Origin of the sequence: Aquirufa rosea, from assembly GCF_004118285.1 — a bacterium.
Classification (GTDB): domain Bacteria; phylum Bacteroidota; class Bacteroidia; order Cytophagales; family Spirosomataceae; genus Aquirufa; species Aquirufa rosea.
On record NZ_SDHY01000006.1, the window covers coordinates 162494 to 180603 of the forward strand.

Below are 18110 nucleotides of genomic sequence, written 5' to 3' on the forward strand. Positions count from 1 at the left end.
CTAAAATAAGCTTACCATAAACAACATGATAGAAACAATAACTCAACCTTGGCCATGGTACGTGGCAGGGGCCTTAATCGGCTTAATAGTACCCGCCTTATTACTTTTAGGCAATAAACATTTCGGAATATCTTCCAACTTACGACACATCTGTGCGGCTTGTTTTCCAAGCAATATTCCCTTCTTTACATACGACTGGAAGAAAGAATCTTGGAATTTATTTTTTGTAGGGGGTATCCTGATAGGAGGCTTCTTGTCCGCACAATATTTAGGGTCCAGTGAACCGATACAAGTACATCCAGACTTAGCCAAAGAATTAGCCAGCTATGGAGTAACTGATTTTTCTGGCTTAGTTCCCGTGCAATTATTCTCTTTTGAATCTTTATTCACAGCCAAAGGATTGATCATGATGATTGGAGGCGGATTTTTAGTAGGATTTGGCACTCGTTATGCGGGTGGCTGTACCTCTGGACATGCCATTATGGGTTTGAGTAACCTTCAGTGGCCTTCTTTGGTAGCCACCATCTGCTTCATGATCGGAGGTTTCATCATGGCCAATTTCATTTTACCTTACATTCTTAGCCTTTAATATCCATGGAAAATAAAACAGTAATACATAGCAACCCAGTTGATTTTGAAGTAAGATCATTAGATGCCATGTGCATCAATGAGTCTGAATTAAAGCACCCTTGGTGGTATAATTTCAAATATTTGGCCGTAGGCTTAGTATTTGGAGTGGTGTTTGTCAAAGCGGAGATTATCTCTTGGTTTAGAATTCAGGAGATGTTTCGTTTGCAGAGCTTCCACATGTATGGAGTTATTGGCACTGCCGTAGTAGTTGGAGCCATTTCCGTCTATTTGATCAAGAAGTTTAAAGTGAAAACCATCCACGGCGAGGAAATCACCTTTACCGATAAAAAATTCAATAAGGGACAGATTTATGGTGGATTGATGTTTGGCTTCGGCTGGGCCATCACAGGAGCCTGTCCAGGACCACTCTTTGCTCAATTGGGTACGGGAGTATTATCCATCTCCGTCGTGATTTTAAGTGCCATTGCAGGTACTTGGACCTACGGATATTTACGCGAAAAATTACCCCATTAATAATACTTTGATTTTAGATTGTCGAAAGACCATTACCGAGAGGTGGTGGTCTTTTTTTGTGCACTCCAATCAAACACATTTGGGTTTGGGGAATAAATTAGACAAATCCATTAACTTAAGCTATGAAAAAGCAGTTTTGGAAACACAACCTGTCTAAAATAGTTCCAACAAGCTGATTACTAGTCTTTAATAATTGGCCACCTAAAAACAAATTACAAATCTTGGTATGCTAAAAAAACACCTATCTTTTAATCGGAATTATTGCGGCTTGCTTGCTATTTGTAATTGCCATTAAACAATATCCAGGTGGCTCTATTTTCGACAAAAATGCCCCTGTCTTTGATTGGAAAAATAATTTTATTTCAAATTTATTCGCAGAAAAAGCGATCAATGGGGAACCCATCTAGAATCTGGGCCAATGCTGCCATACTGGTATTTTCCGTCAGTTTAAGCTATTTCTTTATTCAAATATCCAGCCAATTACCTCATCCTGGCTCCCAGAAAATAGTTCGTTACCTAGGCTCCGCTGGTATGTTTTTCAACTTTTTAATTGTAACTCCATACCATGACCCAATGGTCGTAGTCTCCAGCATTTGTTTTTTGATCAGCCTATTTTATCTCACCGTGTATATATTCAAGTTAAAGCAGCATTTATTAAAAATTCTCTGTGTCATCTGCCTGTTGATATTCTACGCTACCCTATTCATTTATGGGGCAGGCCCCCACGAGATTTTACCTCATATGCAAAAACTCACCTTTTTTAGTGTGATTAGCCTAGTGCTTTTCATTCATTACCGTTACAAGGCATAAAAGCCTAATACTAAATTATTTCTTAGTCGATAAATACGGCCCATACTTATGCCTCGTTTCCGAATATGGATCCGCATAGGGACCAAAGGGATGATCAAATGGCTTTTTAGCGATATTCGGCCAATCTTTGCTTACATCCATGCTAGGTCGCGGCATCGAATTGATGTAAGCAGCCACATCCCAAGCTTCCTCATCGCTTAATTGAGGTTTTTCATAAGTGGTACCTAAGGGCATATTGTATTTGACATATCCTGCCAAATTGGAGATCCGAAACAATCCCGCTCCTTGATTATAGCTATGTGCCCCCCAAAGTGGAGGATAGGTATAAGATTTACCTCCTTCGGCTAAGACACCCTCACCGTTCAACTGGTGACAAGATTGACATTTGGCTTCATAAACTTGCTTACCCTGAACTGGATCGGTGGCTCTTTTTAAATATTTCAACTTAAATATACCAGCACCCTTAGGGATAGAATCCTTGGGAACATCTTGCCCTAACCAGGCAATGTAGGCTAAAATTGACCGCATTTCCATACTAGTAGAATCTAATTTCTTCCCATTTAAACTACGTTCAAAACAGTCATTCACGCGCTTCACTTGGTTCTCTATCGTTCCCGAACGCGCTCTGAATTTGGGATAGGTTGACTGAACAGCAAAATAATTATTCCCCCAAGGCTGTGTACCCGCATTCAGATGACAATTCTGACAATTCATTCCATTGGACATAGCTCTCACCGAACCTTTAGGCCCTAAATAATCCGAGGTATGGGCAATCAATTCACGACCGTATTTCACTAATTCCTTTTCTTGATCCGACAAATACATCATCCGCCAGTCGGACGGTGCCGTCCAAACATGAACAAATTTAGGATTGGGTGCTTTCCATAATTTCGTGGAGTCAGTCTCTATGTTACTTATTGAACTCTCAAGAAAATATGGCCCAGCGACCAAATAAAGCATGAAACCTAGTAAAAGGAAGGCTATTCCATATAAAAAACGAATCAAGGTATCAAGGCTATTGGGGCGAGATGATGAGTATTTCATAGGTGGTAATCGATGTATTTGTATTCAAAATTAGCTGCTCCCTGACCGACATAGAGTGACAAATATCACGTCAGACTAATATTGAAAGCCATAATATTACATAGAATTAAAACAAAAACCACATGAGAATTCATCATCAAATCATCATCATTGGTGGAGGAAATGCAGGAATTTCCGTTGCTAGCCAATTGTTACGTAAAGATTCTAGCTTAGATATTGCCTTGATTGATGCTGCAGAAAAGCATTATTATCAGCCTGCTTGGACATTAGTGGGTGGCGGAGAATTTGATATTCAAAAAACCGTTCGCGATGAAGCGTCCGTCATGCCTGATAAAGTACGATGGATTCAAGCCATGGTAACGGAAGTACAAGCTGAAAAAAACAAATTGGAATTAAGTAATGGGCAATCCATTTACTATGATTATCTGGTGGTTAGTCCGGGTATTCAACTGAATTGGTCAGCCATTAAAGGCCTGAAAGAAAGTTTAGGTAAAAATGGGGTTTGCTCCAATTACAGCTTTGAAACGGCTCCGTATACTTGGAAATGTGTACAATCCTTACCCAAGGGTGGAAAAGCCATTTTTACCAACCCTCCTACTCCCGTAAAATGTGGTGGAGCACCTCAAAAGGTCATGTATTTATCATCCGACTATTTCAAAAAGCACCATAAGGGGGCTAAAGTGGAATTTTGGAGCGGAGGAACTCGTGTGTTTGGCGTGGAGAAATACGAAAAAACACTGAAAAAAGTCATTCAACGTTACGGCATTCAAACGCAATTCTTTGTTCGTTTAGATGAAATAGACGGTGCAAGCAAAAAAGCCAAGTTTGTGGGCATTGGAGAATCCAATAAAGATCAGGAATACTGGGTGGAATATGATATGATTCATGTTACCCCTCCGCAATCAGCACCTGATTTTATCCGCAATAGTAGTTTAGCCAATGCAGCTGGCTGGGTAGAGGTGGATAAGCATAGTTTACAGCATACCCGTTTCCCTAATGTATTCTCTTGTGGCGATGCTGCTGGCCTACCCGTTTCAAGAACGGGAGCCGCTATACGTAAACAAGCTCCCGTGTTAGTTGCTAACTTAATCTCTTATATGAAAGGTGAAGAAATGAAAGCATACTACAACGGATATTCCTCCTGCCCTATCGTAACGGGGTATGGCAAATTGATATTAGCAGAATTTGATTACGATAATATTCCCAGAGAAACCTTTCCGTTTGACCAATCCAAAGAACGTTGGTCCATGTATCAACTCAAGACAAAAATATTGCCTTGGCTGTACTGGAATGAAATATTACCGGGTAAAATGTAAAAGAGCTAGGGCCCTCTTTGGAATGCCCCAGCTCTTTGAATATACAGACTAGTTAAGGCTTAATATAGGACCAACCTGCCTCTTGTTTGAGAACTACTTCTGCCACTCCGGAAGGAACAAAGCCCGATTGAGGTAAAATGGTAGCTTTATCTATTTTATTCATTCGGATGGTATTTTCACAAGCCACAAAAGACACACCTTTGGCTGATAATTCAGCAATTTTCGCCTTTTGTGTGGTTTTGGAATCAATTAATAAGCCAATACCTGATCCATGAGCTACCACTTCAATGCTCGTATTAGGTCCAAGTGCCGTTTGAAGATTACCAATATTGCGTATAACACCATGCCAAGCGGTGGTGTCCGAAGTATTAACCTGAATCACAATTTTATGAGCAGGAGATTGAGCAAGAAGTTGCCAGCTGGTCAATAGCACCAAGGCTGTGAACAAGACAAATTTTTTCATAGTAAATATTTTTTTTCTAAAGTAAGCAATCTACACATGAAAGCCATATGGAATGCCCGATATGATTCAAAAGAATATCAATACGGAACAGAACCCAATCAATTTTTCAAAAAAGAACTACTAAAACTACCTCCCGGACGGATTTTAATTCCTGCGGCAGGAGAAGGTCGTGATGCAGTCTTTGCAGCCCAGTTAGGCTGGGAAGTCTATGCCTTTGACAGCAGCGATACCGCTCAAAGCAAAGCGATAAAATTGGCAAGTGAAAAATCGGTGAACCTACATTATGATTGCATCGATGCTCATCAAGTACGATTTCCTTTGGAATCCTTTGATGCCATAGCTCTAGTATTCTTCCATCTACCCCCAGAAGAGCGACAAGCCTTTCATCAACGATGCGTCAAATGGCTTAAGCCAGGTGGCCAATTAATATTAGAAGGATTTCATAAAAAACAATTGGGGTTTAGCTCTGGAGGACCCAAAGATTTGAACATGCTATTTGATCAGGATGAACTAAAGCTAGATTTTCAAGGATTAAACATCCTTAGCCTCAAAGAGAAGAAAAAGATATTGGATGAAGGCCCCTTACATCAAGGCAACGCTATCGTCGTTAACCTACTAGCTACCAATCCTTTATAAACTAAGCAGAGAGAGACTATTGTCACGCACGGCAAAATATCGGTCTCTTATCTTTGTGACATAAAATCAAGATTGTATGTTGGGATTTATTAAAAATTTATTGGGCCTAGGGCCAAAAGTAGATGTTAAAGCACTCATAAAATCGGGTGCTAAAGTAGTGGACGTGCGCACTCCGGCCGAGTATCGACAAGGACATGTAAAAGGTTCAATCAACATCCCTCTTCAGACCATATCAAGCCAATTGAGTAAATTGAAGAAAGAGGATACAATTATCACATGTTGTGCCTCAGGAATGCGAAGCGGCGCAGCTAAAAGGGTATTAAAATCCCATGGTTTTGAAAATGTGCACAATGGGGGAACTTGGATGTCTTTACAATAGTTTAAAAGCAAAAACATTGTCATGAGTAACTTTTCAGAATTATTGAAATCAGAACAACCAGTGTTGGTAGACTTTTCTGCCGAATGGTGTGGTCCATGTAAGCAATTGAAGCCTATTTTAGAGCAAGTAAAGGCCAAAATAGGTGACTCTGCCAAAATCATCAAGGTAGATGTAGATAAAAACCGTAAAACAGCCGAGAAATTTCAGATTAGATCAGTTCCTACCTTAATCTTATTCAAAAATGGTAAATCCGTTTGGAGACAATCAGGTGTTTTACCTGCCAATACTTTGGTAGGAATTATACAACAATACAGCTAAATTAAAGTAGAATTAGGAATGTAGAATTGGGTTAAAAAAGTTAGTTATACTTCTTTCCTAAACAGGCCAAATGCTTTATTCTACATTCTACATACCCAATTCTAACTTCTACATTCCCATGAAATCACTCCTATTCTCCCTATTTATTTCTTTAACTCTGTTTTCCTGTTCCCAACCCGCTGGAAAAGGATTAGAGGATATCAGTGCCAATGATTTTAATCAGGGCATAAAAAGCCAAAGTACTGCTCAAATTTTAGATGTTAGAACACCCGATGAATATGCAGGTGGACATATTGCAGGGGCTATTTCTGCTGATATTAGTTCTGAGGCATTCCAAAAGGCTGCTGAAGCATTAGACAAAACCAAACCGGTATATGTGTACTGTTTATCAGGTGGCAGATCCAGCCAGGCAGCTAAGCAATTAGTTGACATGGGCTTTAGCGACGTGAAAAATTTAGGTGGGGGAATCTTGGCTTGGAATGCGGCCAGCTTACCCTTGTCGATGGAAGCAGGCGCTCTAGCTCCTCAAGCTGGCCTAAGCTTAGCCGCCTTTGAATCTAAAATTAAAGGCAAGAAAAAGGTTATTATTGATTACAATGCTACCTGGTGCGGACCTTGTAAGCAACTTAGTCCCATTTTAGAGGCCTATGTGAAGGATCAAAACGGTGCCGTAGAACTCATTAAAATTGACGTAGATGAGAATCCAGAATTAGCCAAAGCCAAAAACATTGAAGCTATCCCCTACTTAGAATTATACCAGGATGGCAAACTAACTTGGAAAAACGTAGGATTAATCGGACGATCGGAACTAGATAAATTATAAAATTACATCATGGTTAGTCGATCGGAAGATTTCAGATAGACTAACCATGATTTTGTGATTATTTACTAGCAGGCTCAAAACTCAAAGAGACGGAATTCACACAGTAGCGTAAACCTGTTTCCGTAGGGCCATCATCAAAAACATGCCCAAGGTGTCCACCACACTTTCCACAAGTAATTTCGATTCGTCGCATACCCAGTGAATTATCTACTGTTTCTTTGATCACACCCTTCTTTATTTCCTTGTCAAAACTTGGCCAGCCACAATGCGCATCAAATTTTGAATCAGAGGTAAATAAATGAGCTCCACAGCCCCGACAAGTATAAATTCCCTTTTCATTATGCATCAAAAACTTTCCAGTAAAGGGTCTCTCCGTACCTTTTTGACGCAAAATATAATATTCATCGGGGGTTAATCGGGCTTTCCATTCAGCCTCTGACTTAGGTAAATCTTTCATAGGTATATTCGCTTGAGCAGCTTCTTTAGGTCGTTGACCACAAGCTTGAAAACATAAAAAAACAATACAAGAAATAAAGAATGATTTCATAATTCTTTTTTTTATCAAATAACGAGAAAAAAAGGAGATTGTTTTAAAAAAGGAAATGTCCTTTTTTAGATTATAAATGATAAATTTAGTAGTACCAATAAAATTGTAATCAACCACGAGTTCTTAACCAAATGGATCTCATTGATCTCGAAATCAAAATAATTTGTACTTTATAATCTGTAATTTCCATGTGCTATTATACTGACCAGGTAAGCTCCAATAAAGCTCTAGAGAAAAGATTCAAAGCACAAGCTAAATATGATGAAACTATGGCTCAAAAAGGTAAGATTTCGGGATTTACTCGAGCTGCATTACCAGTCATCACACAAGCCAAACCTAGTCTAATTCAATTAATTCCTTGGGGTCTGATTCCTGCTTGGGCCTCTGAACAGCAAGCTCAAGAATTACCCCAACTTACCCTGAATGCCAGATCAGAGAGCCTTTTTGAAAAGGCTTCTTTTGAGCCATCCATGTTGAAACAGCGCTGTCTGGTGCTAGTAGATGGTTTTTATGAATGGCAACAAGTAGGCAAAGAAAAAATAGAATACCTTATTCAGTTGAAGGAAGACGGCCCCTTTGCATTGGCAGGCATATATGCCATCTGGAAAAATCCTAGAAATTTACAGTGGGAACCCTCCTTTTCCATCATTACCACTCCTGCAAATGAATTAATGGAAGAAATACATAATACCAAAAAGAGAATGCCTTTGATTCTTTCGGAAGAACAAGAGAGAAACTGGCTGGCTCCAATTTCCACAGAGGAGATTAAATCCTTTTTTAAGCCATTTAAAAGCTCTGCCATGAAAGCAGAGAAGGTCCATAAAGGAGGAGAACAAACCCAGCTATTTGCCTAATGTTTCAAATCCAATCATTTTCTATTTTTGCTTTAATCTAAGTCCACTGAAATTGTACTTTAAAAATTAGATTCTATGCTTTGCGAAATTCACCCCAAATTACCCATGCGAAATAAATCCATCACTAGGGATTATTACATCCAACAGTTAGGATTTCAAGATATAGGTCGTGAGGACTATGAGGGGTATTTGATGATACAAAAAGATCAAATTCAAATACATTTCTTTGAACATAAAAACTTGATTCCAGAAGAAAATGACGGACAAGTGTATATCCGAACACAGCACATTGAGTCCGTTTACCAAGCCTTTTTAGACAATCAAGTAGCTATTCACCCCAACGGAAAATTAGAGATTAAACCCTGGGGACAGAAAGAATTCGCTTTACTCGATCCAGATAATAATTTATTGACCTTTGGGGAGGCTCTGCCCTGATAAGAATGAATTATGATGTAAAGCCCATTTAAAAGTTTGTATATTAATCGTTCAAAAATATATTTTTCCAATCTACTTATCTTCTTAACTATGAAAAAACTACTATTAGGCCTGTTTTGGGCTATTTCTTTGACAGCACAAGCACAACATAGCTTAGTGAAGGTTTGGGAAAGCGATACGACTCTCGCCATACCTGAATCGGTTTTATATCATGCAGGTGGACTTTATGTTGCCTTGATCAATGGGCAACCATGGGACGTGGATGGCAAAGGAGAGATTGGCAAAATGGATAAAAACGGTAAAATCATAAATGCTACTTGGGTAACAGGACTAAATGCCCCGAAAGGCATGGGTATATGGAAACAAGAATTATATGTGGCCGACGTTTCAGAGGTCGTGGTGATACATACATCAAGTGGTAAAATCATCCGCAAAATACCTGTGGAAGGTGCAACCGGATTAAATGATATTACCGTAGATAAAAATGGCATTGTTTATGTTTCAGACTCCAAACTCGGAAACGTGCACCGCATAGAAAAGGGCAAAGCTAGCCTCTATTTAAGTGATTTGAAGGGCGTGAATGGACTGAAGGCGGTAGACAATGAGTTGTATATGCTGACAGCCAATGTTATTTTCAAAGCAGGTGCTGATAAAAAACTCGTATCTGTAGCCACCACTGAGGTGGGTGGAGATGGAATCGAGCCAGTTGGTCAAGGAGATTTCGTAGTTACTTGTTGGCCAGGTATCATTTACTATATGGACAAGTCAGGTCAATTGACCACCATGCTAGATACTCGAGGTATAAAATACAACTCCGCTGACATCGGTTATAATCCAAAGGATCGCATGGTTTATGTGCCTACATTTTTCAAAAAATCGGTAGTGGCGTATAAACTCAAATAAAAATAGCCGTAGAATCAAAACACCCAGAAGATGTCTTTAACTTTCTTCTGGGTGTTTTTTTATGGCTTAAATGCTGATTTTGAAGTAAAAAATTGCACAAGCTAATTGTTGCACAAAATTTGCAATAATTAATAATGTTGCATAAATTATGCAATTTTTATAATTTTGCATAAAAAACGCAACAATATGCTTCATTCCATCCTCATGGCCGACGTTATCAGTAGCCATAAAAAAGATGCAGCTCAATTACTGGATCAATTTAAGCTAACAGTTAAGGCTATAAATAATCAGTTTGCTGATACCATTATTTCTCCCCTAACCATTACTTTAGGAGATGAATTTCAGGGCATAAGCACTAGCGTATCCTCGGGAGTTTTACTCATTTTGGCCATGGAGGAATTTATCTTAGCCAATGCGTTTGATTTCAAACTGCGCTATATTTTGGCACAAGGACAAATAGAGACGCCCATCAATACAAAAAATGCTCATGAGATGATGGGGGAAGGATTAACCCATGCTAGAAAGCAATTGAATAACTTAAAAAATAAAGAAGCACGATTTTTACTTACCAGCAGTACAGCTGACCATATTATGCTAACAACATTAAATGATTCATTCAAACTATACCAGCACTTTATTGATTCATGGAAAGTAAAGGATTATCCCTTGGTACATCAGTTCTTAATGAATGAAGATTACAAAAAGATTGCCTCTCAATTAAATTTGAATAAATCAACTACTTGGAGAAGAAAAAAAAGCTTGCTGATAGACGAGTATCGAACGAGCAAAAACATCATCCTTAACCTGTGCAAATTGCATGATTTTAGATAAAACAATCGCCTTCTTGCTGCTTTTCTCCACGGGAGAAATATTTTTCAACCTTACTTTAATGAATTACCTAAAAAAATATTTCTCTTCTGATGAACCCCAAGGTACCACGATCCGAGATAAGAAAATTTTCTATCTACCCATGGCTACTTTCAAAGGTATATTGGAGCGATTTATCATCTCAATCTGCTTATTAAATAATATTCTACCTATTTTAACGGTATTTGGAGCATTAAAAATTGGAACGAGACTTTCTTCCAAAGACAATATCATCGCTAATGACTATTTTTTAATTGGCAATTTATGCTCCATTCTTATCTCGGTCACTTACTATTTAATTTTTAGCTTAATATATCCTCCCCATAGTTAAACAGCCACCCATCGTATCACGAATAAAATAACCCTTGTTCCATATATTCCTAAGGGACTTGTTGATTAAGGATTCCCTCCCTACATTCCAAATTCTACATTCCTTCATACCTAGGGTCTGTTTTCCACGGCAATTTACGCATCTGCAAGACCCGCAAAGAGCGGTGACCAAATTCTTCCATCACCTGGCCTTTCATCCAATAAACTCCACTACCCTGAAAAGCATAATTCTTTAAATCGGAAGGAAAATGTACCGTATCAAAAAAAGCTCCTCGCTCATCTAAAAAATAGCCAAAATACATCCGCTCACCCTTCTTTGTCCGAGTAGGTTTCAAGGTTACTAAATAGCCCAAAATATCTCCACGGCCAGCTAATAAACGGGCATCCAAGCTGCAATTAGGCCATTCTGCTAATAAGTCAAAAGGTGAACAAAGCGGAAAACCTAGCAATTCCCACTCATCAAAAGCATCTTCCAAAGGATCATGCACCAGCGTGGGTAAAAGCCCAATCTCCGATCTATCCTCAAACATTTCCAGCGCAACCACTTCCGATACTTTACCCTGAAAACGTGCATGAGCATCCCACATCAAATTCTTTTTACCCATTCCTAGCCGTCGAAATGCCCCCACACGAATTAAAATAATGACCTGATTGAGGCTGATGCTCACCCGATGTACAAAATCATCCCAGGACAAAAATGGTCCCCGACTTCTGGCAGCCAACAAATCATGGATCAATTCTTTTTCCAAACCTTTGACATGTACCCAACCCAAATACAGCACTTGACCATCTAAACGAGTCAAATAATCACTTTCATTGATTTCGGGAGCTTCCACTTGTCCGCCTGCCCGGCGAGCCTCGTGCACATAAAACTCCGTCCGATAAAAACCTCCAAAATTATTAATCACAGCCACCATAAACTCCAAAGGGAAATAAGTCTTCAGGTATAAACTTTGATAGCTCTCCACAGCAAAACTCGCTGAATGTGCCTTGCTGAACGAATAACCACTAAAACTCTCCATTTGTCGCCAAACCTCCTTACTCACCGCCTCCTCATAGCCTTTCTCAGCACAATTCAGAAAAAACTGCTCCCGAATACGTTCAAATTCGCCTCGAGAGCGGTATTTACCCGACATCCCTCGCCGTAATACATCGGCTTCCGCCAAACTCAAACCCGCAAAATAATGCGCCACCTTAATCACATCTTCCTGATATACCATCACCCCGTATGTTTCCCGCATCAATTCTCCCATCAATGGATGAACAGGCTGATAAGCTTCAGGAGCATGGTGCCTTTCAATATAGGCCTTCATCATACCCGAACTAGCCACTCCAGGACGAATGATGGAGCTAGCCGCCACCAAGGTCAAATAATCAGAACACTGTAACTTCTTGATCAACTGACGCATGGCTGGAGATTCTACGTAAAAACAGCCCATCGTTTCATGACTTTCCAGCTGCATCTTGATTCGCTCATCCTTCATAAAATCATGAACCCGATGTATGTCCACATAAACACCTCGGTTTTGACGAATAATATCCACCGCCTCTTTGATATGCCCTAAACCCCTTTGAGATAAAATATCAAACTTCGCAAAACCTATTTCCTCAGCTACATACATGTCAAATTGACAAATCGGGAAACCCTTCGGCATGGGCTCTAAGGCGGTGTATGCAGACAAAGGCTGATCCGAAATCAATATTCCGCCGGCATGTATACTCAGGTAATTGGGAAAATCAATCAATAAACTCCCGTACTTCATAATCCATTGATGAATCTGGGAACTCGACTGCCTTAACTCCGCCGATGGACTGATCCATTCGTCAATTTCCGCCTTGGGCAAACCGAATACCTTAGCCAATTCTCGATAAATAGATCTATCTCGAAAAGTTACATAGGTGGCCAACAGGCATACATATTGCGTACCATAGCGCTTAAAGATATAATCGATGATCTCATTACGCTCATCCCAAGAAAAATCAATATCAAAATCTGGAGGGCTCGTTCGATAAGGATTGATGAAACGCTCAAAATATAAATCCAACTCTATAGGATCTACATCTGTGATGCCTAAACAATAGGCCACGATGGAATTAGCCCCACTACCCCGCCCTACATGAAAATATCCCCTTGATTGAGCATAGCGAATAATATCCCAAGTAATTAGAAAATATGCTTCAAATGCCAATTGAAAAATCACCTGAAGCTCTTTTTTAACACGCTCATTAGCCTCTTTGGTCCGATATGGATAACGATACAAAACCCCTTCATAGGCTAACTTCGCCAATAAAGCTTGATCGTCTTCCCGGCTACTACCAAACAACCGCCGGTTTTTAGGCAACTTAAAATCAAAAGAAAATTCACAGCTCTCCAATATCTTATTGGCTTGCTCCAATAAGCTGGGAAAATCTGCACAGGCTTTTTCCTGCTCCTCAGGACTATAAAGCCGTTCGTCAGCCTGCGCTTGCGCCTCTTGAGGAAGCTTACTCAATAAGGCATTGTGATCAATGGCCCGCAACAAACGATGCATAGAAAAAGTCTGTTTATCCAAAAATGTAACAGGCTGACACCAAACCAAAGAAGACCAATCCTGCTCTTTCCATAGCTTATTTCGATCACTGGCTCGTACTCCCCAACGCTCCTGAGGACCTAGGGTCTTCAACTGCTCTCGACGCGCCAAAGGAAAAATAGTCCATACATCCGCGGAACTAGGAGGCCTCAGTGGCCAAGGCTTCGACTCCAATAAATACTGCGAGGCAAATGCGTTAATCTGAGCCAAACCAGCCGCGTTTTTTGCCAAACAGATATAATAACATGCATTTCCTTGTCGAAACTCCATCCCCACCACGGGTTTGATACCTGCCACCTGACAAGCCTGAAAAAAATCGTATATACCTGATACGCGATGTATATCCGTTAATGCCAAAGCCTTGATACCTCGGGCAGCCGCAGCCGCGACCAAAGCTTCTGGCGAGAGCGTACCATAGCGCAAACTATAATATGAATGACAATTGAGGTACATAGCTACTTCGATTCAGGTAATCTATTCCTACGCTCATGACGGCTCATCAAACCACTAGCTCGCACCACAGAAAATTCCCCATATCGGTTTTTCAATTCATCCAGCGCATGGTAAAGAGGGGCTAAACGAGCGCCCTCATCAAATAAGCTCAATTGCTCTTGCCCCTGCAATAATTTAGAAAAGCGTACCCCAATCAATCGAATCAGCAAACGGCGATCATACAATTTCTCGAACAATTCCAATACGGCAGGAATCAAACGATGGTCACTGGCCGTAGCAGGCAGGGTAACTTGACGAGTATGCGTATCAAAATTAGAATAGCGCAACTTCACCGCAACGCAAGAGGTACATTGGCCTAAATTCCGTAAATCATGGGCGAGCTGCTCCGTTAAAGAGCCTAATATTCGCTTTAATAAAGACACATCCGTACTATCCTGCTCAAAAGTGATTTCTTTGGACAAGGATTTTTGTTCTGAATAAGGCACCACAGGACGTAAATCGATGCCATTGGCTCGCTCCCAAAGCATCACGCCCGACTTCCCAAAACTCCGCTCCAAAACCTTCAAAGGCATTTGACTCAAGGTACCGACATGAACAATACCCATGTTACGCAATGTCTGAGCGGTCACCGCCCCGATCATCGGGATTTTACCAACTGGCATAGGTGCTAAAAAAGCCTTTTCCTGACCAGCCAAGACTTGGTATTGGCCTTGAGGCTTAACATAATTCGTGGCCACTTTGGATACCGTTTTATTGACCGACAAACCAAAAGAAATTTGTAAGCCCGTCTCCTTCTGAATACGATCTCGCAGATCCGTAGCAAAGCGAAAGCTGCCAAAAAAACGCTCCATGCCCGTCATATCTAAATAAAACTCGTCGATGGAAGCCTTCTCTACCAAAGGAGCCCGTTCCATGATCAAGGAAGTTACCGCATCTGAATACTGTCCATAAGCCTCCATATCACCACGTAAGACAATCGCGTCCGGGCAAAGTCGCATCGCTACCCGCATAGGCATGGCCGACCTAACCCCAAAAGCCCTTGTTTCATAACTGCAGGCTGCTACGACCCCTCGGTCTGATAAGCCCCCCACAATCACGGGCTTACCGACCAAAGCACTATCTCGTAGCCGCTCGACAGAGACGAAGAAACTATCTAAGTCCATATGAACAATAGCACGCTCTTGCATAAAATTGATAGATATTTGGGTATTCTGAATACCTTTTGTAATTTAGGAACAAGTATCACTTTATTTTGGATACGAATTTTATTCATTTTACTTTAATAAGCAATATACATGAGCACTTTTTTTAGTCAGAATTTACGATTCTTACGCAGTAAAATGCCTAAGAAAACTTCCCAAGAAAAACTGGCTGAAATTTTACAAATAAAAAAACCTACTTTAGGCTCTTACGAGTCAGGAAGAGCGGAGCCAAAATATGCCGATTTAATCATTTTAGCGAATTTTTTTGGAGTTGAAATCGATGAATTACTCAAGGAAGATCTTTCTAAAAGAATTCCAGGCTTGTCCAATAAACCCAAGCTACGAATTTTAGCTACGACGGTTAATCAGGACAACGAAGAAAATATCGAAATGGTCCCGGTGAAAGCATTGGCTGGTTATACCACCGCCTATGATGACCTCGAATTCATCAAAGAACTACCCACCTTTCAGGTCCCCTTTTTATCCAAAGACCGTAAATACCGCGTATTCCCTATCAAAGGTGATTCGATGTTACCTCTCCAATCAGGCTCACTAGTTTTCGCCGAGTACGTGGAAGATTGGAAAGACATCAAAGACGGCACCATCTGCATTGTGGTGACTCGTGAAGACGGCGTTGTGCTAAAAAAGGTGATCAACCACCTGCAAGAAAAAAATGTCTTAATATTAAAGTCGACCAACAAACTATACGACCCTTACCCGATTTTAGGTACTGAAATTCAAGAAATCTGGAAGTTCGCGGGATACTTCTACAATGAATTCCCCGAAACAAACGAATAAGTCAGGCCTCATTTTTCATTTCATGTATGTCCATTCCTTTTCAAAAAATAGCTGCTAGCCTCGGGCTAAGCGAAAATGCTGTTCGTAAAACCATTGCCCTATTAGAAGAAGGGGCTACGATCCCCTTCATCGCTCGTTATAGAAAAGAGATGACGGGTAGTTTAGATGAAGTTCAAATCCGCGACATAAGGGATGCCATGGAGCTATCCATCGAACTTGAAAAGCGCAGAGAAGCCATTTTAAAATCACTGAAAGAACTGGATAAACTAAGCCCTCAGCTAGAAAAAGCGATCCGAGGGGCTGAAACGTTGGCTAAGCTGGAAGACCTGTATTTGCCCTATAAACCCAAACGCAAAACGCGTGCCATGGCTGCCCGGGAAAAGGGCTTACAGGAATTGGCCCATGCTTTATTTCAACAAAGAAACCTCTCCCCAGAAGACCTTGCTGAGAAATTCTTAGACGAAGAAAAGGGGCTTTCTTCCATAGAGGTAGCTTTAGCGGGTGCCAGGGATATTTTGGCAGAAGAAATGATGGAAAAAGCAGAAGCCCGAGAAGATGCTCGTCAATTATTTGCTCGAAAAACCCAACTCAGTTCGAAAGTCAGTAAAGGCAAACAAGAAGCTGGCATCAAGTACAAAGATTACTTTGATTGGACCGAACCTCTATCTCAAGCTCCATCACACCGCATACTAGCCCTATTTCGTGGTGAAAACGAGGGTATTTTGAGCTTATCTCTAGAAGGGCCTGATGATCAAGTGCTGGAACGCCTGGAACGCCGATTTATCACGGGACGCAATGCCTGTGCTGACCAGGTAGCACTAGCCATTCAGGATGGATATAAACGCCTACTACTTCCTGCCATGGAAACAGAAATGCGTGCCGAAGCAAAGAAAAGAGCCGATGAAGAAGCAATTCGGGTGTTTGCAGAAAATGTCCGTCAATTGCTATTAGCTGCTCCGCTGGGACAAAAACGTATGCTTTCCCTAGACCCAGGTTTCCGTACAGGTTGTAAATTAGTCTACCTAGATGAACAAGGTAATCTCATAGAAAACACCACCATTTACCCACATACAGGCCCTGGACAAGCTCAGGAAGCAGAGCAAATCATACGTTCCTGGGTAAAAAAATATCAAATACAAGCCATTGCGATTGGTAATGGCACGGCAGGTAGAGAGAGTGAAAGTTTTGTAAAAAACCTCCGACTGGAAGGAATCAGCGTCATCATGGTCAATGAAAGTGGAGCCTCCATTTACTCGGCCTCCGAAGTGGCCAGAGAGGAGTTTCCTGATAAAGACATTACGGTGCGTGGAGCGGTTTCCATTGGCCGCCGACTGATGGACCCTTTGGCAGAATTAGTCAAAATAGATCCTAAATCCATCGGTGTGGGTCAGTACCAACATGATGTAGATCAAAAGAAATTGCAAGCCTCCTTGGATGATACCGTCATGTCTTGTGTTAACTCGGTTGGGGTGGAATTGAATACGGCCTCGAAGCAAATTTTGTCCTACATTTCTGGCCTAGGCCCCCAATTGGCACAAAATATTATCGACTATCGTCAGAAAAATGGCCCTTTTCTTCGTCGATCGGATTTAAAGAAAGTTCCACGACTTGGCGAAAAAGCTTTTGAGCAAGCTGCTGCCTTTTTGCGCATCAGAAAATCGGCTAATCCACTCGATGCCAGCGCTGTTCATCCGGAACGTTATCCCATTGTGGAACAAATGGCCAAGGATTTGAAATGCCAAGTAAGTGATTTACTTCAAAATGAAAGCCTCAGAAAGCAAATTCAAATCAACCGGTATGTTAATTCAGAGGTGGGAATCCCAACGCTGACGGATATCATTCAAGAATTAGCCAAACCCGGACGCGACCCGAGAGAACAGTTTGAGGCTTTTGAATTTATGGAAGGAATAAACTCCATCAAGGATTTACGCGTAGGTATGAAATTGGCAGGAATCGTCACGAATATCACCAATTTTGGTGCCTTTGTAGATATAGGAGTACACCAAGATGGACTAGTACATGTGAGTCAATTAGCCGATAAATTTGTCAAAGACCCCAATGAAATTGTCAAAGTACAGCAAAAAGTGATGGTCACCGTTACCGAAGTGGATGAAGCTCGTAAACGAATTGCCCTGAGCATGAAAGCTCGTTAAACTTCTTTATCAGAAAGCTGGACAACATATTGTTAATGAAAAACGTTACAACGCTCAACGCTGTCAAGGTTTTAAACCTTAACAGCGTTAAAAAATGAGCGTTGA

General features: G+C 40.8%; 20 protein-coding genes. 15 read left to right on the top strand and 5 right to left on the bottom strand.

All coding sequences use genetic code 11. The features are described 5' to 3' along the window. The first annotated feature begins 25 nt into the window (after positions 1–25). The 3 genes from ESB04_RS10385 (at position 26) to ESB04_RS10395 (ending at position 1914) form a co-directional block, all read left to right on the top strand. Complete coding sequence (locus ESB04_RS10385) at positions 26–589, top strand: YeeE/YedE family protein (protein WP_129027675.1); 564 nt, start codon at positions 26–28, stop codon at positions 587–589. A 5-nt stretch (positions 590–594) separates the two neighbouring features. After that, positions 595–1104 (top strand): DUF6691 family protein, encoded by a 510-nt coding sequence (locus ESB04_RS10390; RefSeq protein WP_129027676.1) that lies wholly within the window; start codon positions 595–597, stop codon positions 1102–1104. Between the two features lie 390 nt (positions 1105–1494). Then, positions 1495–1914 (top strand): hypothetical protein, encoded by a 420-nt coding sequence (locus ESB04_RS10395; protein WP_129027677.1) that lies wholly within the window; start codon positions 1495–1497, stop codon positions 1912–1914. A 15-nt stretch (positions 1915–1929) separates the two neighbouring features. Here ESB04_RS10395 and ESB04_RS10400 read toward each other — a convergent pair whose 3' ends face one another. Next, positions 1930–2958 carry a c-type cytochrome gene (locus ESB04_RS10400; protein ID WP_129027678.1) on the bottom strand — a complete coding sequence of 343 codons (1029 nt, stop codon included), beginning with the start codon at positions 2956–2958 and terminating at the stop codon, positions 1930–1932. A gap of 122 nt (positions 2959–3080) precedes the next feature. Between ESB04_RS10400 and ESB04_RS10405 the strand changes: the two genes are divergently transcribed. Further along, positions 3081–4274: an NAD(P)/FAD-dependent oxidoreductase gene (locus ESB04_RS10405; protein WP_129027679.1), complete on the top strand. Its 1194-nt coding sequence runs from the start codon at positions 3081–3083 to the stop codon at positions 4272–4274. A gap of 52 nt (positions 4275–4326) precedes the next feature. Here ESB04_RS10405 and ESB04_RS10410 read toward each other — a convergent pair whose 3' ends face one another. Next, complete coding sequence (locus tag ESB04_RS10410) at positions 4327–4737, bottom strand: DsrE family protein (protein WP_129027680.1); 411 nt, start codon at positions 4735–4737, stop codon at positions 4327–4329. Positions 4738–4773: 36 nt separating this feature from the next. Here ESB04_RS10410 and ESB04_RS10415 point away from each other — a divergent pair, with 36 nt between their 5' ends. The 4 genes from ESB04_RS10415 to ESB04_RS10430 all read left to right on the top strand — a co-directional run bounded on the left by ESB04_RS10415 (position 4774) and on the right by ESB04_RS10430 (position 6893). After that, positions 4774–5373: a class I SAM-dependent methyltransferase gene (locus ESB04_RS10415; RefSeq protein ID WP_129027681.1), complete on the top strand. Its 600-nt coding sequence runs from the start codon at positions 4774–4776 to the stop codon at positions 5371–5373. Positions 5374–5449: 76 nt separating this feature from the next. After that, a complete protein-coding gene (locus tag ESB04_RS10420; RefSeq protein WP_129027682.1) occupies positions 5450–5752 on the top strand; it encodes a rhodanese-like domain-containing protein in 303 nt (100 codons plus the stop codon). A 21-nt stretch (positions 5753–5773) separates the two neighbouring features. Beyond that, on the top strand, positions 5774–6070 hold the full coding sequence (trxA, locus tag ESB04_RS10425) for a thioredoxin (RefSeq protein ID WP_129027683.1): 297 nt from the start codon (positions 5774–5776) through the stop codon (positions 6068–6070). Between the two features lie 118 nt (positions 6071–6188). After that, the gene (locus ESB04_RS10430) at positions 6189–6893 is read left to right on the top strand and encodes a thioredoxin domain-containing protein (protein WP_164969643.1); all 705 of its coding nucleotides are present in this window, start codon (positions 6189–6191) and stop codon (positions 6891–6893) included. A gap of 58 nt (positions 6894–6951) precedes the next feature. On the opposite strand, the gene msrB is transcribed toward ESB04_RS10430, so the two are convergent. Next, positions 6952–7440, bottom strand: coding sequence for a peptide-methionine (R)-S-oxide reductase MsrB (msrB, locus tag ESB04_RS10435; protein ID WP_129027685.1), 489 nt, complete (start codon positions 7438–7440; stop codon positions 6952–6954). A 188-nt stretch (positions 7441–7628) separates the two neighbouring features. Between msrB and ESB04_RS10440 the strand changes: the two genes are divergently transcribed. From ESB04_RS10440 to ESB04_RS10460, 5 genes are all read left to right on the top strand, one after another. Then, complete coding sequence (locus ESB04_RS10440) at positions 7629–8294, top strand: SOS response-associated peptidase (protein ID WP_129027686.1); 666 nt, start codon at positions 7629–7631, stop codon at positions 8292–8294. 75 nt (positions 8295–8369) lie between these two features. Then, positions 8370–8729, top strand: a complete 360-nt coding sequence (locus tag ESB04_RS10445) for a bleomycin resistance protein (protein WP_129027687.1) — start codon at positions 8370–8372, stop codon at positions 8727–8729. A gap of 90 nt (positions 8730–8819) precedes the next feature. Beyond that, positions 8820–9632 carry an SMP-30/gluconolactonase/LRE family protein gene (locus ESB04_RS10450; RefSeq protein ID WP_129027688.1) on the top strand — a complete coding sequence of 271 codons (813 nt, stop codon included), beginning with the start codon at positions 8820–8822 and terminating at the stop codon, positions 9630–9632. A gap of 186 nt (positions 9633–9818) precedes the next feature. Continuing rightward, positions 9819–10463 (top strand): SatD family protein, encoded by a 645-nt coding sequence (locus ESB04_RS10455; RefSeq protein ID WP_129027689.1) that lies wholly within the window; start codon positions 9819–9821, stop codon positions 10461–10463. A gap of 58 nt (positions 10464–10521) precedes the next feature. Then, positions 10522–10830 carry a hypothetical protein gene (locus ESB04_RS10460; RefSeq protein ID WP_129027690.1) on the top strand — a complete coding sequence of 103 codons (309 nt, stop codon included), beginning with the start codon at positions 10522–10524 and terminating at the stop codon, positions 10828–10830. 94 nt (positions 10831–10924) lie between these two features. On the opposite strand, the gene ESB04_RS10465 is transcribed toward ESB04_RS10460, so the two are convergent. Together ESB04_RS10465 and dinB are read right to left on the bottom strand one after the other, a co-directional pair. Beyond that, the gene (locus tag ESB04_RS10465; RefSeq protein WP_129027691.1) at positions 10925–13852 is read right to left on the bottom strand and encodes a DNA polymerase III subunit alpha; all 2928 of its coding nucleotides are present in this window, start codon (positions 13850–13852) and stop codon (positions 10925–10927) included. Positions 13853–13854: 2 nt separating this feature from the next. After that, a complete protein-coding gene (dinB, locus tag ESB04_RS10470) occupies positions 13855–15039 on the bottom strand; it encodes a DNA polymerase IV (RefSeq protein ID WP_129027692.1) in 1185 nt (394 codons plus the stop codon). Between the two features lie 108 nt (positions 15040–15147). Here dinB and ESB04_RS10475 point away from each other — a divergent pair, with 108 nt between their 5' ends. Further along, positions 15148–15852 (top strand): XRE family transcriptional regulator, encoded by a 705-nt coding sequence (locus ESB04_RS10475; RefSeq protein WP_129027693.1) that lies wholly within the window; start codon positions 15148–15150, stop codon positions 15850–15852. Between the two features lie 26 nt (positions 15853–15878). After that, a complete protein-coding gene (locus ESB04_RS10480) occupies positions 15879–18005 on the top strand; it encodes a Tex family protein (protein ID WP_129027694.1) in 2127 nt (708 codons plus the stop codon). Positions 18006–18110 lie beyond the last annotated feature (105 nt).

Excerpts from the sequence above, each read along its gene's own strand:
- ESB04_RS10385 (WP_129027675.1), top strand. The coding sequence starts at position 26 with ATGATAGAAACAATAACTCAACCTTGGCCATGGTACGTGGCAGGGGCC.
- ESB04_RS10390 (WP_129027676.1), top strand. The coding sequence starts at position 595 with ATGGAAAATAAAACAGTAATACATAGCAACCCAGTTGATTTTGAAGTA.
- ESB04_RS10395 (WP_129027677.1), top strand. The coding sequence starts at position 1,495 with ATGGGGAACCCATCTAGAATCTGGGCCAATGCTGCCATACTGGTATTT.
- ESB04_RS10400 (WP_129027678.1), bottom strand. The coding sequence starts at position 2,958 with ATGAAATACTCATCATCTCGCCCCAATAGCCTTGATACCTTGATTCGT.
- ESB04_RS10405 (WP_129027679.1), top strand. The coding sequence starts at position 3,081 with ATGAGAATTCATCATCAAATCATCATCATTGGTGGAGGAAATGCAGGA.
- ESB04_RS10410 (WP_129027680.1), bottom strand. The coding sequence starts at position 4,737 with ATGAAAAAATTTGTCTTGTTCACAGCCTTGGTGCTATTGACCAGCTGG.
- ESB04_RS10415 (WP_129027681.1), top strand. The coding sequence starts at position 4,774 with ATGAAAGCCATATGGAATGCCCGATATGATTCAAAAGAATATCAATAC.
- ESB04_RS10420 (WP_129027682.1), top strand. The coding sequence starts at position 5,450 with ATGTTGGGATTTATTAAAAATTTATTGGGCCTAGGGCCAAAAGTAGAT.
- trxA (WP_129027683.1), top strand. The coding sequence starts at position 5,774 with ATGAGTAACTTTTCAGAATTATTGAAATCAGAACAACCAGTGTTGGTA.
- ESB04_RS10430 (WP_164969643.1), top strand. The coding sequence starts at position 6,189 with ATGAAATCACTCCTATTCTCCCTATTTATTTCTTTAACTCTGTTTTCC.
- msrB (WP_129027685.1), bottom strand. The coding sequence starts at position 7,440 with ATGAAATCATTCTTTATTTCTTGTATTGTTTTTTTATGTTTTCAAGCT.
- ESB04_RS10440 (WP_129027686.1), top strand. The coding sequence starts at position 7,629 with ATGTGCTATTATACTGACCAGGTAAGCTCCAATAAAGCTCTAGAGAAA.
- ESB04_RS10445 (WP_129027687.1), top strand. The coding sequence starts at position 8,370 with ATGCTTTGCGAAATTCACCCCAAATTACCCATGCGAAATAAATCCATC.
- ESB04_RS10450 (WP_129027688.1), top strand. The coding sequence starts at position 8,820 with ATGAAAAAACTACTATTAGGCCTGTTTTGGGCTATTTCTTTGACAGCA.
- ESB04_RS10455 (WP_129027689.1), top strand. The coding sequence starts at position 9,819 with ATGCTTCATTCCATCCTCATGGCCGACGTTATCAGTAGCCATAAAAAA.
- ESB04_RS10460 (WP_129027690.1), top strand. The coding sequence starts at position 10,522 with ATGAATTACCTAAAAAAATATTTCTCTTCTGATGAACCCCAAGGTACC.
- ESB04_RS10465 (WP_129027691.1), bottom strand. The coding sequence starts at position 13,852 with ATGTACCTCAATTGTCATTCATATTATAGTTTGCGCTATGGTACGCTC.
- dinB (WP_129027692.1), bottom strand. The coding sequence starts at position 15,039 with ATGCAAGAGCGTGCTATTGTTCATATGGACTTAGATAGTTTCTTCGTC.
- ESB04_RS10475 (WP_129027693.1), top strand. The coding sequence starts at position 15,148 with ATGAGCACTTTTTTTAGTCAGAATTTACGATTCTTACGCAGTAAAATG.
- ESB04_RS10480 (WP_129027694.1), top strand. The coding sequence starts at position 15,879 with ATGTCCATTCCTTTTCAAAAAATAGCTGCTAGCCTCGGGCTAAGCGAA.